The sequence below is a fragment of the Methylophaga sp. UBA2513 genome (assembly GCF_002341285.1).
GTDB classification, from domain to species: domain Bacteria; phylum Pseudomonadota; class Gammaproteobacteria; order Nitrosococcales; family Methylophagaceae; genus Methylophaga; species Methylophaga marina.
In genome coordinates, this window is sequence record NZ_DDNT01000008.1 from 92,300 (window position 1) to 106,972 (window position 14,673).

Here is a 14,673-nt window from a genome sequence, read left to right on the forward strand (position 1 = left end):
TCTTTACGAGATTGGTTGGTATGAAATGTATCATCTAAAAGTAAAAGACATCGTATCTACTGTGTCTTTTAATTAAACTCTGGGCATTGAAAATGAATCGCTTGTTCTAACTCTAACGGCTGGCTGATGAAATAGCCTTGTATTTTATTGATGCCAAGCCGCACCAGTTCATGGAATTCCTCTTCAGTTTCTACCCCTTCGGCTAAAACTTCACAGGCAGTTTCTTTTGCATAAGCAATTAATGCGGCGGTAAGTGCTTTTCTGGACGTATCGGTATCAATATTTCTGATCAGGCTGATATCTAATTTGATGATATCTGCACCCAACTCAAGTATGTGCTGGAAGTTGGAATAGCCTGCCCCGACATCGTCAATGGCAAGACGTACACCTTGATTACGTAATGACTCGACAGCATTTCTGAATGCGCGATAGTCTGTTATCTGAGCATGTTCTGTGACTTCAAGGACAATTTTTTTGTCCAGAATATGTTGAGTTAATGCGCGCTCAACAGCACCATTTATCACGTATTCAGGTGAAATATTTAATGAGAAACTGGTGTCGTTAGAGAAAGCACTCATCTTATCAATGGCAGCCTCAATAGCCATGATTTCAAGTTCTTCCCCTAAGCCAACCGATTCTGCTTGCTGAAACCAGATATCTGGAGTGAGATAGGGTGTACTGGTAAAACGCGATAAACATTCATAGCCGATGACTTTTTGTTGGTCCACATGAAATACAGGCTGGAAGACGGTTTTTACCTCATGATTATTTAATACTTCGGTGATGCGTTTTTTTATTTGGTTGTCTTCTTGGTTCTTGTGCAATTGCTTGTCAATATGGCGTGCAGCGATATCAGCAAATATTTTCATCAGCGCCAGATCTCGTTCATTCAGACTATCGTTTGGTGTATGGCTGAAGCAGCAAAACGTGCCGTAAACCTCACCATCATTCAGCACAATAGGGGCGCCTAGGTAGCTACCAATTTGCAACTCTTCAGTAATAGGCATCACTTTAGTTATATGGTTTTTTGATGTGTCTTGGATAACTTCGTTCAGTTCACCTTCAATAATTCTCTGGCAATAAGTGTGTTCGGTTGGATCGGCGTGCCCAGGGGGGAGCGGTGAATCAGGATAAGCAGTATCAACGATTTCGATTTTTCTCATATCATCAGTAATTTCTGATATGAACGCGACGTCCATGTCCAGATGTTTACGGATAACAGACAAAATATAGCTGAGGTTGCTAGTAATTTCTGACGTTTCTGACAAGGCTATTTCACTTTCTAAGCCTTGGAGGATTGTGTCTCTCATTATCATAAAACTCGTCTACGTATGGGCTTGAAATTATCGTTTCATTGCATATTTACCAATATTTTATATTTTGTCGAGTCTCAAGGTTTTAACAAGGGTTAACTTAAGGGCCTCAATAGCCTTAGGCTAGATGAGCGTTATCGCGCATAAGCCCAGCAATGCAACGTTTGCCAATAAACCAATCATGAAAAAGAGTGTTCTTGGGCTTGGGTTTTTTTCAGTGGCAATTTTGTAATATAACGCCATATGAAAAATTCGGGCGATGGCAAATACCCAAATAAAAATACCTGTCCATAGGGCATTAGCGCCGATAAGAATCGCCATAAAAGACGTCCCGAGCATCAAAGGCAGGTTTTCAAGTGAGTTCATAAAGGTTCGATGAGCACGGAAAACAAAAGAGGAGTGACTTAGGTTCTCATCAATTTTCCCAGGCACAGCACCGGGTTGAGAGGCTTTGGATTTACTGGCTATAAACCACTGGATTAACAGAGTTAATAAAATGATAAATAAACCGGTAAAGGCTAAATGGTAGATGTTCTCTAATGTCATGATGTCTCCGTTTAGTTTTGGGCAATCAGGGCAACCGCACCAAGTATAGCCAGCAGCCATAGCACGCCACCGATAAGTAAGGCACCGTATCCTCTCCAGTCATAGCGTGAGTTGATACTGCCAATAGGATCGTCTTTCAGCATATTGATTTTATCTTGTAGCTCTATCAGCGGATAAGCACTGAGGTAGAACATTATCAACCAGATAATATTGAAATATGGCGGCACGACTTGGTTATCAGCCAAGGTGCTTGCCAGGTTGCCAAGAACGACCAGTAAAACAAACATGGTTGCAAGAAAACCCAGGTGTTTATTCTCGGGAATATCCTGACGTAACATACTTTGCTTGATGCGTTTCGTTAATGCATGAGCAAAAAAAATAGAGAATATGCCACGCATGACAGGCATGATTTTGCCATCGATATAAGGCTGCTGAAGTTTCCAGTTTTTATAAAACCAGTAGATACCATATAAACCGAATGTGGCGAGATAAAGCCACTTTAGCTTAGTGGGGGATACCGAAAAATAAGCTTGATCCCCTGCAGCAGGGTTGCTATCCGTTTCCATAACGGTTTGAGGTGTTTGTGTTTCTAATTCCATTTTAGCCTCGTATTAATAAAATAAAACGCTGTTATTTGCTCTGAAGAATGGCATGTCCGTATGAATTATCAATGGCGCATCGCCAGATATCATCGCTGTTTTTGACAAATACATATGTGACTTGTCTTGTGGTCGGTTCAGCATCAGGCGCAGAGATAATGGTGTTCGCCAATACGAGGGCGGTATCGCCAGTTTCTAAAATCTCTAACGCTTCCTGTGTGATCTGTAAGCCATGCTGAAAGTAAACAGCAATTTTTTCAAATGCCTGACGAATCTGAGCTTTGCCCACCGCATTCATGCCGGGTTGTACTACTAAGACCGCATCGCCAGTGTATATGTCTAATAATCTATCAAAGTCTTCCGCCATGATGGCTTGGTCTGCTGCTTTGATCTGACTGATGATGGGATGTTCCGTCATTTGTTTTTCCCATTCCAATTGAGCGTATAGAGTTCAGTCCGTCTGTCTTTTAGGTTATTCACCGAGCCTTCGCTTCGAGTCAACTTGAGTTTATCCAAGTCCAGATCTGAAAACATGATCATTTCGGTATTCGGTGTGGTTTCTGCCATGACGGCATCGTGTGGATAGGAGAAATCAGAAGGGGAGAACACGGCCGCCTGAGAATATTGGACATCCAGGTTTTCTACTTGTGGCAAGTTACCGCAACTACCACAAATTACCACATAACATTCATTCTCAATGGCGCGAGCCTGAGCACAATGACGTACCCTTAAATAACCATTTTTGGTATCAGTCCAATACGGCACAAAAAGAATATCCATATCCTGCTGTGCCAACAAACGAGCCAGCTCAGGAAATTCGACGTCATAACATATCAATATGCCGACACGGCCGGCATCTGTTTCAAAGACCTGTAACTGGTCGCCACCTTCAATTACCCAGTCGCGTCGTTCATGTGGCGTGATATGGACCTTAGTTTGTCTCTCAATCGTGCCATCACGACGGCAGAGATAACTGACGTTATAGAGCACATCGTCTTCTAATAACGGCATGGAACCTGTAATCACATTGATGTTGTAACTGACCGCCATTTGCGACATTTCTGTTTTAAAGCGCTCAGTAAAACTCGCTAAAAATCGAATCGCTTCGGTCTGATTGCGTTGATCTGGACTGAGTCCCATCAATGGTGAATTGAAAAACTCGGGGAACAGGGCAAAGTCGCTTTTATAACTCGATAAGGCATCAATAAAATATTCGACCTGACTTAACAATTCTTCAACAGACTCAACTTCACGCATCTGCCATTGGATAGCACCAATGCGAACCTGAGTTTTACGGGTTTCAATAACGGTACTTTCAGGTTCATAAAAAATATTGCGCCATTCCAGCAAAGTCGCGTAACCCTGAGACTTTTCATCTTCAGGCAGATATTGTTTTAATAGGCGCGTGACCTGAAAGTCATTTGATAACTGGAAGGTCAGAATTGGGTCATAAATACGTTTGTTTTTAACCGCTTCAAAATACTCAGCGGGCGTCATTTCTTCAGCATACTGATGATAGTTGGGAATACGACCACCGGCCAGAATCGCTCTCAGATTATGTTGTCTGCATAGCTCTTTGCGCGCTTCGTATAAACGCCTTCCCAGACGATAGCCCCGGTAATCAGGATGAATCAAGACATCTAGCCCATACAGAGCATCACCATTTTTATTATTCAGAATGGTTTCTTTTTTGCTGATTAAATCATCATAGGTATGTGGGTTACTAAAGCGTTGGTAATTCACCTGTACTGACAGAGCGACCCCAATGATAGTGTCATGATCAATGATACAAATCTGACCTTCAGGTAGGTCATCAATCAGTTTGAAAATAGTATGTTCCGGCCAGGCGCCACCAATATCATCGTAAATTTTATCCATCAATAGTTTGAGCTGAGGGTAATCGGATTTTTCCAAATTACGAATCTTGATGTGCAGATCTTCAGGCATAACATTCCTTTATCAGTTGACGCATACAGCATAGGTGAGTGACTGATAATATAAAAGTCAGTGTGAAAAAAATTTGATAATGTCAGTGATAACTTATAGGAATAAGTCATCTATCGAGCACGATACGACACTTCTTGGTATATTTTAGCCATAGCCAGTCTTTAAACAACGGAGTTGAACATATGGCTTCAGTGAGTTTGTCGGATTTATCTATTGTGCTGGTGGAGCCTTCTGCCACTCAACGCAAAATTATTGTTAGCCATCTTCAGCAGGCAGGTGTGTATAACATTGAAGGTGTTGCAACGGGGATGGAAGCATTAAAAATCATGATGCAATATCCGCCTGATTTAGTTATCAGTGCTTTGCATTTAGCTGATATGGAGGCTGCAAAGCTGATTGCCCTCGCTCGCAAGTTTAAAAATGAAACCACCACATACTTCATGCTGGTATCAAGCGAAACACGTTTTGAAGAGCTGGATGATGTGCGTCAGGCTGGTATTGTGGCGATGCTACCGAAGCCATTTAATAGCCAGGATTTAGAAAAAGCCCTGGCAACCACTATCGACTTTATGGAACCCGCCAGACTGGAACTGGAAAATTATGATATCCAGGAACTAAAAGTGCTGGTGGTTGATGATAGCCTGACTGCCCGAAACCATATTACCCGTGTATTGAAAAACCTAGGAATGGTGATTATATCCAAAGCGAATGACGGTGCAGCGGCAGCAGAAGTCATAAAAAATAATGAGTTTGATTTGATTTTTACCGACCTGAATATGCCGAATATGGATGGCAAGCAGTTAGTCGAATATGTCCGTCAAGAGCTCAATAATGCATTTTTACCTATCATCATGGTCACCAGCGATGACGATGCTGCCCGTTTAGGTGAAGTCAAAGCCGCAGGTGTGACCGCTATCTGTGATAAACCGTTTGAGCCTGAAGCGATTCGCCAATTATTAGTCAGCGTTCTTGATGAGAGCTGAGATCAGCTCTAGCTATTGCCCTGTCTGGGGTTAGTACTTTTTCCTCATCGATATTGCCTAGCAAAGGTTACTTTTAAGTAACTAAGTTTCTGAAAAGTGCCGTCTTGCGGCACTTTTTTATCCTTTCTACGATGTTTCTAACAAGCAAGGTATTTCATTGCTTTTCATTCTTTCAAAAGAGTAGAGGAAACAATCATGGCGGGCAGATTAGACAATAAAGTCATTTTAATAACAGGGGCTGGCGGCGGACTCGGTAGTGAGCAGGTTCGGATGATGGCAAAAGAAGGTGCCAAAATTGTGGCAGCTAATTTAAAGCAGGATCCGATCATTGCCGATGGACAAGCTGCCGATGCTCTGTGGAACAAAACGCTTAAGCTGGTTGAGGAAATCAAACAGAGCGGGGGAGAAGCGATTGCCGTAGCGCTCAACGTGACCAAGGAACAAGACTGGGAAGATGCTGTTGCAGAAACCGAAAAGCATTTTGGTCGTCTGGATGTATTGGTCAATAATGCTGGCATTTATTATCACGCAGGCTTACTTGAGCATACTGTCGAAAAGTTTTACCAGATAGTCAATATAAACCAACTCGGCGTTTTATTAGGAATGAAAGCTGCCGTGCCGGCCATGAAACGCGCAGGCGGTGGTTCTATTGTTAACTTTTCATCTATCTACGGCATTGCGGGAGCAGGTGTCTCCACGGCTTATCAGAGTACGAAAGGTGCTGTCAGATTAATGACCAAGTCAGCGGCGTTGGAATTTGTCGGCGACAATATTCGAATTAATGCCATTTGTCCCGGTATGTTCGATACCAATTTATTTGAAAGCAGTGTGCCAAAAGAAGAATGGGACGCACTTATCTCAATGGTGCCGATGAAACGCTTTGGTAAACCTCATGAAATTGCCTACGGTACGATCTTTCTGGCGTCTGATGAGTCTTCATTTATGACTGGCACAGATTTGGTGATAGATGGTGGTTATACCTGTCCTTAGAACGGGTTAATAGTGAAGCCAATGAGAGAAAGAATATCTCTCATTGGTTTTTAAGATTATTTACTGCATGTTCCAGTTTTTGCCATGTTTAAAGAGCTAATGTCTTTTTTGCCTTTTTCTTCATCAACAAGATCTACACCGGCACCACCCACAAAAACACCTATTTTCATATACTGTCTAATGAAATAGTTTTTGCCAGTTTCGGTATTCAACAATAAGTCGTTAGGTGAGAACTCTGATTCGGTAGCAATTTTATGCTGCTCATCACCTTTTACTTCTTTGTAAAAGAACATGTCTGGAGCAGTTTCACCCAGGCAATCTCCATCAACCCAGACGTCTTTTTTGAGTGCGTCACCAAAGCTACCTGAGCGATAAACATACAAGCCTGAATTACCTTCTGAGGGAGACTTGAATTGTTTTGCCAGCTCGCTGTTTTCTTTGCTTTCCATTGGAACAGAAGCGCAACCAGATAGGAATGTTACTGCTACCAAAACAGCAGCAAATTATACTTTTTTCATCTACTTTCCTTGTTTTTAAATTTAAATGGGAATAATCAACCTTAAATTACGCAAGGTCATTTAAGGTTGATTTGATAATAACGGAAAAACTGTAGAATGAAAAAATTATATCTCCGAACTTTGATGTGCTTCCTTTATCGGCCCTTGTGCCAATATCCAGGCAATGACTAGGAAAGTCAGCATCCCTAGTAAGATGCTCTGAAAAGAGACATCGGCATCGATCATAAAACCCAAAAATGCCGGTGCGATACCAGTAGAAAATACTAAAAAGGCTGACTTCAACGAACGCACCTGACCTAAGTGATCTCGGCCCCATAGTCGAACCAATAACGTATCCCCAATCGGCGAAGACATACCTAATGCTGTGCCAGCCCCAAGCATTAAAATCCAGATACCCATATCCCCACCAACGGTAGCGGCAATTAATAAGGCTAAAGCAAATGGAATCAGGTAAAGTTTTGCCAACGTGGTGGCACCGTATTCATCAATCCAACGCCCCCCTAATAACGCTCCGGGAAAACGAGCGATACCTAATCCTGTTAAGGCCAAAGCATATGTCGTCGGGCTGGCGAGTAAATCTTTTGTCATCTGAGCTTGATAGATAAAAATGCCTGTCAGGGTAATGGGTAATACCATCAGCATTGGCAGTAATAACCAGAAACGTAGATCACGGGTAGGGCTGGGTCCTGCGTCTTTATGTTGTTTATGCTCGTTCTTTTGACGTGGTGCAGGAGGCCAGTCAACAAATAAAATCAGTAAAGCCCAGAGCCCAATAAGCACGGCAAGACTACTCCACCACACCTGCTGCCAGCTAAAACTGACAGCCATTAAAGCAATAATAGGCGGTAATATAATTTCACCTGTTGGCATGCCCAGCGTGACAAGCCCCAGTGCTTTACCTCGATTAGTAGAGAATTCACGTCCGGCAAGTGTGCTGCCAAAATGAGTCATCAATCCCTGTCCACATAAGCGCTGCAAACCCAGGCCAAACACACATAAGCCCCACCAGGGGGACAAGGTGAGCATTAATACGCCAATCGTTAAAACAATAAGCACGCTAAGTACATAACGACGCGGCGCTATCCAGTCGATTTTTGGACCAAAGTGCATGACCAAAAAGCCACTGATCATCGTAATCACCGCGTAGATAGAGCCAAACTCACCGGCAGATATATTAAGATATTCGCTGATATCAGTCCGAAATAAACCAATAAAAAAGCTTTGTCCAAGATTACCGGTAAACACTGCCAGATAAGCAGCAGCAATCAGACCAAAATGATTTTTTAACAACCCGGCATAACTGAGTCGGATATCAGAGTCCATAAGAAGTCCTGTCTGAAAAGAATCTTTGATAGAAAATAGAGGATAGATTATTTTTGATTCTATTCTACCAGCCTGACATTCAATTCAATCACCACATTTATTGATTGTCATGAGTGTGTTCTAATTTGTGTCTGATGTGCTGAGTTGTTATGGTTGCCAGCCATTATCTTTTTCGCAATATATAATTTGGCTTAACTTCAGGAGAACTTTGTGCCAAACGTCCGAACGTATTTTTTATTGCCCCAGCTATTACTTATCACTGTATTTTTGCTGGGTTTGGCTTCACCAACGCAATCGATGGCGAATGCTGATCCATCTTCTACAAGCTTGCAGAATCCAAAATCGGGTGAATCACAAGCCGATGTTTACCGAAGTTTAGCCAACTTAATTGAGAATCCTGAAACGCGTGATAAGTTAATCGAAGAATTAAATAATTTGTCAGACAATGCTGATAAGCAAAATGGCAAAGAGTCATCGAATAGCGAAAAAAAAGCGGAAGACAAAAAGTCTGAGGATTCCCTTGCCGCGGCTATTGCAGAGCAAAGTCAGTCGGTTGTTCAAACCATGATGTCCACCCTTAAAGGTAGTTGGGATGCGATTACCTCTATCTGGACAGGATCTGATAAAACGACTCAAGGTTGGTTTAAGGATCTCATCACTACAGCGATTGTTGCTGCAGCAACGATTCTGAGTTTTATTATATTCAGAATACTGGCTCGGTTTATTTTTCGCAGTACCAACAATTTCGCTATGCGTGAGCATAGTACACATGCTGTTATCATTAAAGTAACCGCGGTCATCATTGCAACAATTGTAGATATTGCTGTAGTGGCATTAGCTTGGCTGGCGGGGTATGGCGTTGCTTTGTTAGCGGTAGGAAAAGTAGGTGATATTGCTGTTTCAGAAACGCTGTTTTTAAATATCTTCCTGGCAGTTGAACTTACCAAAGTACTGATTAGAGCTATATTTGCAGCAAGAAATGAAGGCTTGCGCTTACTCTCTATTTCCACGGAAACCGCTCGTTACTGGTCGAGCTTCTTTTCTATCATCGTGTCATTAGTTGGTTACGGCACGTTGTTTATTGTGCCATTTCTGGCTATGTCGATTTCAGAAAGTCTGAGTCAATTAGCCAATCTTGTTATTGTTCTCTTTACCATTATTTTTGCTCTAAGCGTGGTCTTTAAAAAGAAAAATACGGTGAAAGAGCAGTTAATCGCTACAGCCAAACATAGCCATTTTAGTGTGAATGATGTCACCTTACGGGTCTTAGCCAAGACTTGGCATTGGTTTGCATCTATCTATTTTCTGGTATTGGGTACAGGGCTTTTAGTGAAATCAGAAGAGGCCTTGCCGATTATTCTGTTAGCGACGATAAAAACAGTTGTAGCTGTTCTGGTCGGTATCGGGGTGATTGCTTTGTTGGATATGGCCTCTGAACATGGCATTACTCTGCCAAAAGCCTTTAAGCAGCACCTGGCAAATGCCGAGAATCGTATTAATGAGCAGCTGCCTCGTGTATTTAAAGTCTTCAAGTTGATAGTTGTTGTGCTGGTTATCAGTGCCATTCTGGATGCCTGGGGCATTGTGAATTTAGCGAACTGGATGAGTTCTGCGACGGGAATGCACGTCATCACCTCAGCCATTTCGATTTTCTTAATTGTGTCAGCTGCGATGCTGACATGGATTGTGCTGGCCAGCTGGATTGAGCATCGTCTCAATCCTGAAGATAGCGGTCATATGCCCAGTGCCAGAGAGAAAACGCTGTTAACTATTTTCAGGAATGCGGTTGCCATCACCATTACGGTGATGACCGTTATGATCGTTTTATCTGAAGTGGGTATCAATATCGGACCGCTGATTGCTGGTGCTGGCGTGATGGGCTTAGCCATTGGCTTTGGTGCACAAAAACTGGTTCAAGATGTGATTACCGGTATATTTATCCAGCTAGAAAATGCGATTAATACAGGTGATGTGGTCACAGCAGATGGTATTACTGGCGTAGCCGAAAAGCTGACTATTCGTTCGCTGGGCTTACGTGATCTGTCTGGTACATTCCATATTATTCCATTCTCATCAGTGGGGACGGTATCCAACTATATGCGAGAGTTTGCATATCATCTCGGTGAGTATGGTGTGGCTTATAGGGAAGATACTGATCAAGTCATCATCAAATTGCGTGAAGCGTTTGCAGAATTGATGTCTGATGATGAATTACGCTCTCAAATTCTTGATGATGAGCTGGAAGTACATGGTGTGACAGCTCTTGCAGATAGCTCGGTAAATATTCGAGTCAGAATCAAAACGCTGCCAGGCAGTCAGTGGAGTATTGGCCGCGCCTATAACCGTCTGGTTAAACGCCATCTGGATGCTGCGGGTATCGAAATTCCATTCCCACACCTCACTCTTTACTTTGGTGAGGACAAAGAGGGTAAAGCGCCAGCGGCACCTTTACGTATGGTGAATGAGCTTGAAGTGAAAGAGTTATCACATGGTGATACTGAACAAGAAGAGCAGCCAGACTCTCATTCACATCAGGAAAAAGGAGATAAGCGTTCGAAGTCAGCTAAACCTAACCCGAAATATAAAGGTGACTTCGACGACGGGGAGTAGATGCTATCATACAAAAAAGGCTGACATCATCATGATGTCAGCCTTTTTATATAGCGTGTCTTTGCTTTTTACTCTTTCACAAATGTGCCGCGGTCGACATCAGCCATCACTTTTTGTAAGTCAGCTGAGGTTAAGCCCAAGGCGTAACCTAAGACGCCACTGCCAATCACGACATTATCAAATTTTGTCACACTCTCATCGAGTAACACAGTGACGCTGTCAGGCAAAGCAATCGGTGGCACAGCACCTACTACATAGCCCGTCGCTTCTGGCACTTCATCAAATTCGGCCATACGCAGCTTTCGTTCTTCCAGGTGCTTTCTCAAAATGCCCCAGTCAGCTCGACCACCGCTGGCAACGGCTAACAACACATAATTATCCGAACCGGTTTTAAACAACAAACTACGCACCACAGATTTCGGATCATGCCCCTGACTGCTTAACAGTTCTTCCAGGTTACGCACCGGCTTTTTATCTTCGGTTAGTGGAATTTCAATCACTTCAAACGCAATACCTTGTGCTTCAAGTAAATCAGTGACGGGAGAAGAAATCGGCGTACTCATTGTGCCTCCTGTAAGTGCCATAGTTAAGTTTGGATATTAGTCAGTGTACAGTGAAAATCAGATTTTTGAAGTGGTTGTATTTGTTGGGTTTCATGCTTCAACCCAACCTTGTATCTCTCCAGGAATATCTGTTTAGCTAGCAGAGGTTCCTGAACTTGGAGAAGTTGAACCCAACCTTGGCACATGATGCAGAGTCGTAGATTTAACTCCCAAGTTCATTATTCTCACTATATTGAATGGTATCCAAGCGCACTGTCTTTTCAGTGATGCTGTATGAACAAGGGTAATAAGAGATGCACCACATTGGAATTGATATAAGTAAAACCAAGCTGGATTGTTGTTGGTTGAGCGATCCTGAAAATAACAAAATAAAAACCAAGGTATTCAAAAACACGCATGCCGGTCATGATGATTTAGCTAAGTGGTTAACACATCAAACCAAGGCAGCTGCTTCAAGTATTCAGGTTGTAATGGAATCAACGGGTATCTACCATGAACCCATGGCTTGTACCCTACACAAATTAGGTTTTAAAGTCTGTGTACTTAACCCCGCGCGTTCAAAAGATTTTGCAAACAGTTTAGGGAATACCCACAAAACTGATTTAAAAGATAGTGTCATGCTGGCGTTATTTAGCCACAGAATGATGCCAAGAGCGTGGCAGCCAGAGTCTCCTGAAGTCAGAGAGCTCAAAGCATTGCTCGCTCGTTTTGACGCGCTTGAAACCGATCTTCAACGCGAATTGAATCGTCTTGAAAAAGCCCAATTTAGTTGTTCTTCAGACCGTATCATTGAATCAATCACACATATGGTGACTTATCTTACAGCTGAAAAGAAGCAGCTTGAGCAAAGTATTGATGACCATATTGACCGTCATCCTCAGCTCAAAAAGGATAGAGATTTGATGACCAGTATTCCTGGTGTTGGACGAGTAGTATCACGCGTTATGCTGAGCGTCTTACACGGTCATCAATTTGCTTGTGCAGGACAAGTGGCTGCGTTTATAGGTTTGATCCCACGGATACAAGAGTCAGGACAATGGAAAGGTCGAAGCCGTTTAAGCAAGCAAGGATCATCGAAAATCAGAGCCAAACTCTATATGGCCGCAGTCACTTCTGTCTCTTGTAACCCGGATCTTCGTGCTCAGTATCAACGACTACTGAGCAAGGGAAAAAGTAAGATGCAAGCCATTGTGGCGGCGATGAGAAAGCTTGTGCAAATTTGTTTTGGTGTCGTGAAACACCAAAGCGAATATCGGCCACAATGCCTGATTTAGGTTATTGTGCTCGGTTTGGAGAGATGGTATCTACGAAAGAGAGTTTTTTTATTGTGTAGGTTGGGTAAAGCGTTAGCGAAACCCAACGATTGATGATTTTCTTTTCGGTATAGCCGTTAATAATGATAGCGGCAGGAAATAATAGTTATAGCACTGTTATCGACGGCATAGACTAATCTATTGATGTCATCGATTCTCCGTGACCAAAAGCCAGACAAGTTTTCTTTTAAGGCCTCTGGTTTTCCTATGCCTTCAAATGGGGAGCGTTTAACATCAGCAATCAACTTATTGATTCGTTTGAGCGTTTTTTTGTCTTGTGTCTGCCAATATAAATAGCTATTCCATGCTTCATCTGTCCATGTCAGCAGTCGTTTACTCATCCAGTAATTTCCGTTCTGCAACTTTTCCTTGTTTATACTGAGCAATGGATTTATTCAGATGCTCAACGTTTGCGGGGGAACGAAGTAAATGAACGGTTTCCATTAGACTATTGTAATAATCTAATGACATTACCACCGCATCCTGAGAGTCTCGACGTGAAATAACTGTGGTGTCGGCATCATTGATAACTCGATCTAAAACAGCCTTCAAACTATTACGCGCTTCTGTAAAAGAAACAACTTTCATATCACACCTTAATATGTACAATTTATTGTACAAGTATAGATAAAAATTCAATACCTGTACAGAAAGTTGTTCAACTCTACAATCTTATTAAAAGTACTGATATAAAAAGAGAAACAGGTAAGAGCGTGAATGATTATGTGCTACGAACCTGCCATGTGGGCTGTTGTGCTGAATCGATAATATTGAAGTCTTCCAACCATTGACGAGCGTCGTCGGCATCTTGTTCAAACCAGGCCTTGGCACTGCCTAGACGAAAGGTGTAACCCCAGCGATCCATATCTCTGAGCATACGAGATTGGCCCATTTGCTGGATATGGCCGGCTAATAGAATTTGAAGATAACAGACGCCGTTTTCTTCATCGTAATCACCTTCAGCATCAGTATGTAAGTTGGCTCGACGCTTTGGGTCCATACAGATATAGTGACCCGCTTCGTGTAAGACAGAATGAACCGGGGTGTCTGAACGGACGATGAGTTTATTCCCAATTAAACCGGCTTCACGTTCACCAAAAAAACTGCCTGGAATGGCTTCATCTGTTGAGACTTTCTCTATTTCCAAGCCGTATTTGCTGAGTAGGGTGTGTAGTTGCTGCAACATAAAGTCATTGCAGTTAATAACATCCGTCGGATCAGACACGTCGTGAGTCACCGATAATGTGATTGATAACCAGACCTGCTAAGGTTAAGCCAAAGATGGATGGCATATAACTGACCGTGCCATTCACGGCACGTGCCCGACCACGGCTGACCGGTTCTGGTGGTAACGGAGGTAGTGGTGCTTCCAATGAGTACACCGTCTGAATGCCTCTGCCAATACCACGTTTACGTAATTGCCCACGTAAGTGTTTGGCAAGTTTACAAATGGAGGTATCCATTAAATCACCGGTTTTGACTTGGGTGGGATCGAGCTTTCCACCGGCCCCCATACTGGCAAAGACCGTCATCTCGTTGCGCCATGCGGTCTCTAATAAAGCAGCTTTACTGCTTAAGCTATCAATTGCATCGATCACTACATCGTAGTCTTGTGATAATACGGTGGGGATCGACTCTGGTGTTAAAAAGTCGGTGATTAAGGTGACCTGACAGTCCGGGTTAATATCTTTAATACGATCAGCGATGACGTCAGCTTTTAATACATCCACAGTCGAACGTAGCGCAACAAGCTGGCGGTTCATGTTCGAGCCGGACACTACGTCATGGTCAACCAGTGTCATTTTACCCACGCCCATTCTGGCCAAGGCTTCCGCTGTATAAGAGCCCACACCACCAATGCCCGCCAGAAAAATATGGCTGTTTTGCAGCTTTTCGATGCCTTCATCACCAATCAAAATGTGAGTGCGTTCAAACAGGGGATTGGAATGTGCCATGCGTGTTCCTTGA

Annotated in this window: 16 protein-coding genes; 4 read left to right on the top strand and 12 right to left on the bottom strand. The window is 42.9% G+C overall.

Annotated elements, in window-relative coordinates; genetic code table 11:
- Positions 1 to 68 precede the first annotated feature (68 nt).
- The 5 genes from B3V56_RS04925 to B3V56_RS04945 all read right to left on the bottom strand — a co-directional run bounded on the left by B3V56_RS04925 (position 69) and on the right by B3V56_RS04945 (position 4,405).
- On the bottom strand, positions 69 to 1,310 hold the full coding sequence (locus tag B3V56_RS04925) for a sensor domain-containing phosphodiesterase (RefSeq protein WP_289284017.1): 1,242 nt from the start codon (positions 1,308 to 1,310) through the stop codon (positions 69 to 71).
- A gap of 126 nt (positions 1,311 to 1,436) precedes the next feature.
- Positions 1,437 to 1,859 (bottom strand): MAPEG family protein, encoded by a 423-nt coding sequence (locus tag B3V56_RS04930; protein ID WP_289283565.1) that lies wholly within the window; start codon positions 1,857 to 1,859, stop codon positions 1,437 to 1,439.
- Between the two features lie 11 nt (positions 1,860 to 1,870).
- The gene (locus B3V56_RS04935) at positions 1,871 to 2,458 is read right to left on the bottom strand and encodes a hypothetical protein (RefSeq protein ID WP_289283566.1); all 588 of its coding nucleotides are present in this window, start codon (positions 2,456 to 2,458) and stop codon (positions 1,871 to 1,873) included.
- 31 nt (positions 2,459 to 2,489) lie between these two features.
- Complete coding sequence (locus tag B3V56_RS04940) at positions 2,490 to 2,876, bottom strand: YybH family protein (protein ID WP_289283567.1); 387 nt, start codon at positions 2,874 to 2,876, stop codon at positions 2,490 to 2,492.
- A complete protein-coding gene (locus tag B3V56_RS04945) occupies positions 2,873 to 4,405 on the bottom strand; it encodes a bifunctional GNAT family N-acetyltransferase/carbon-nitrogen hydrolase family protein (protein ID WP_289283568.1) in 1,533 nt (510 codons plus the stop codon). Before B3V56_RS04945 ends, B3V56_RS04940 begins: the two co-directional genes overlap by 4 nt.
- Positions 4,406 to 4,587: 182 nt before the next feature.
- Here B3V56_RS04945 and B3V56_RS04950 point away from each other — a divergent pair, with 182 nt between their 5' ends.
- The gene (locus B3V56_RS04950; protein ID WP_289283569.1) at positions 4,588 to 5,388 is read left to right on the top strand and encodes a response regulator; all 801 of its coding nucleotides are present in this window, start codon (positions 4,588 to 4,590) and stop codon (positions 5,386 to 5,388) included.
- A gap of 195 nt (positions 5,389 to 5,583) precedes the next feature.
- Positions 5,584 to 6,378, top strand: coding sequence for an SDR family NAD(P)-dependent oxidoreductase (locus B3V56_RS04955; RefSeq protein WP_289283570.1), 795 nt, complete (start codon positions 5,584 to 5,586; stop codon positions 6,376 to 6,378).
- A gap of 56 nt (positions 6,379 to 6,434) precedes the next feature.
- Here B3V56_RS04955 and B3V56_RS04960 read toward each other — a convergent pair whose 3' ends face one another.
- Both B3V56_RS04960 and B3V56_RS04965 read right to left on the bottom strand, forming a co-directional pair.
- Entirely contained in the window at positions 6,435 to 6,827 is a 393-nt protein-coding gene (locus B3V56_RS04960) for a DUF2846 domain-containing protein (RefSeq protein WP_289283571.1), read from the bottom strand.
- Between the two features lie 174 nt (positions 6,828 to 7,001).
- A complete protein-coding gene (locus B3V56_RS04965; RefSeq protein WP_289284018.1) occupies positions 7,002 to 8,219 on the bottom strand; it encodes an MFS transporter in 1,218 nt (405 codons plus the stop codon).
- Positions 8,220 to 8,429: 210 nt separating this feature from the next.
- On the opposite strand from B3V56_RS04965, the gene B3V56_RS04970 reads away from it, so the two are divergent.
- Positions 8,430 to 10,829 (top strand): mechanosensitive ion channel domain-containing protein, encoded by a 2,400-nt coding sequence (locus tag B3V56_RS04970; protein WP_289284019.1) that lies wholly within the window; start codon positions 8,430 to 8,432, stop codon positions 10,827 to 10,829.
- Between the two features lie 68 nt (positions 10,830 to 10,897).
- Here the strand turns inward: B3V56_RS04970 and B3V56_RS04975 are convergent, their stop codons facing one another.
- Entirely contained in the window at positions 10,898 to 11,392 is a 495-nt protein-coding gene (locus B3V56_RS04975) for an aminoacyl-tRNA deacylase (protein ID WP_289282449.1), read from the bottom strand.
- A 293-nt stretch (positions 11,393 to 11,685) separates the two neighbouring features.
- On the opposite strand from B3V56_RS04975, the gene B3V56_RS04980 reads away from it, so the two are divergent.
- Positions 11,686 to 12,666: an IS110 family transposase gene (locus B3V56_RS04980; protein WP_289282448.1), complete on the top strand. Its 981-nt coding sequence runs from the start codon at positions 11,686 to 11,688 to the stop codon at positions 12,664 to 12,666.
- A gap of 116 nt (positions 12,667 to 12,782) precedes the next feature.
- Here B3V56_RS04980 and B3V56_RS04985 read toward each other — a convergent pair whose 3' ends face one another.
- The 4 genes from B3V56_RS04985 to B3V56_RS05000 all read right to left on the bottom strand — a co-directional run bounded on the left by B3V56_RS04985 (position 12,783) and on the right by B3V56_RS05000 (position 14,660).
- Positions 12,783 to 13,046, bottom strand: a complete 264-nt coding sequence (locus B3V56_RS04985; RefSeq protein WP_286305318.1) for a Txe/YoeB family addiction module toxin — start codon at positions 13,044 to 13,046, stop codon at positions 12,783 to 12,785.
- Positions 13,039 to 13,293: a type II toxin-antitoxin system Phd/YefM family antitoxin gene (locus B3V56_RS04990; RefSeq protein WP_286305317.1), complete on the bottom strand. Its 255-nt coding sequence runs from the start codon at positions 13,291 to 13,293 to the stop codon at positions 13,039 to 13,041. Before B3V56_RS04990 ends, B3V56_RS04985 begins: the two co-directional genes overlap by 8 nt.
- A 133-nt stretch (positions 13,294 to 13,426) precedes the next feature.
- Positions 13,427 to 13,930 (bottom strand): hypothetical protein, encoded by a 504-nt coding sequence (locus B3V56_RS04995; RefSeq protein ID WP_289282447.1) that lies wholly within the window; start codon positions 13,928 to 13,930, stop codon positions 13,427 to 13,429.
- A complete protein-coding gene (locus B3V56_RS05000; protein WP_289282446.1) occupies positions 13,923 to 14,660 on the bottom strand; it encodes a tRNA threonylcarbamoyladenosine dehydratase in 738 nt (245 codons plus the stop codon). Before B3V56_RS05000 ends, B3V56_RS04995 begins: the two co-directional genes overlap by 8 nt.
- Positions 14,661 to 14,673: the final 13 nt, after the last annotated feature.

Excerpts from the sequence above, each read along its gene's own strand:
- B3V56_RS04935 (WP_289283566.1), bottom strand. The coding sequence starts at position 2,458 with ATGGAATTAGAAACACAAACACCTCAAACCGTTATGGAAACGGATAGC.
- B3V56_RS04990 (WP_286305317.1), bottom strand. The coding sequence starts at position 13,293 with ATGAAAGTTGTTTCTTTTACAGAAGCGCGTAATAGTTTGAAGGCTGTT.
- B3V56_RS04975 (WP_289282449.1), bottom strand. The coding sequence starts at position 11,392 with ATGAGTACGCCGATTTCTTCTCCCGTCACTGATTTACTTGAAGCACAA.
- B3V56_RS04965 (WP_289284018.1), bottom strand. The coding sequence starts at position 8,219 with ATGGACTCTGATATCCGACTCAGTTATGCCGGGTTGTTAAAAAATCAT.
- B3V56_RS04940 (WP_289283567.1), bottom strand. The coding sequence starts at position 2,876 with ATGACGGAACATCCCATCATCAGTCAGATCAAAGCAGCAGACCAAGCC.
- B3V56_RS04955 (WP_289283570.1), top strand. The coding sequence starts at position 5,584 with ATGGCGGGCAGATTAGACAATAAAGTCATTTTAATAACAGGGGCTGGC.
- B3V56_RS04960 (WP_289283571.1), bottom strand. The coding sequence starts at position 6,827 with ATGGAAAGCAAAGAAAACAGCGAGCTGGCAAAACAATTCAAGTCTCCC.
- B3V56_RS05000 (WP_289282446.1), bottom strand. The coding sequence starts at position 14,660 with ATGGCACATTCCAATCCCCTGTTTGAACGCACTCACATTTTGATTGGT.
- B3V56_RS04985 (WP_286305318.1), bottom strand. The coding sequence starts at position 13,046 with ATGAGTAAACGACTGCTGACATGGACAGATGAAGCATGGAATAGCTAT.
- B3V56_RS04980 (WP_289282448.1), top strand. The coding sequence starts at position 11,686 with ATGCACCACATTGGAATTGATATAAGTAAAACCAAGCTGGATTGTTGT.
- B3V56_RS04925 (WP_289284017.1), bottom strand. The coding sequence starts at position 1,310 with ATGAGAGACACAATCCTCCAAGGCTTAGAAAGTGAAATAGCCTTGTCA.
- B3V56_RS04930 (WP_289283565.1), bottom strand. The coding sequence starts at position 1,859 with ATGACATTAGAGAACATCTACCATTTAGCCTTTACCGGTTTATTTATC.
- B3V56_RS04950 (WP_289283569.1), top strand. The coding sequence starts at position 4,588 with ATGGCTTCAGTGAGTTTGTCGGATTTATCTATTGTGCTGGTGGAGCCT.
- B3V56_RS04945 (WP_289283568.1), bottom strand. The coding sequence starts at position 4,405 with ATGCCTGAAGATCTGCACATCAAGATTCGTAATTTGGAAAAATCCGAT.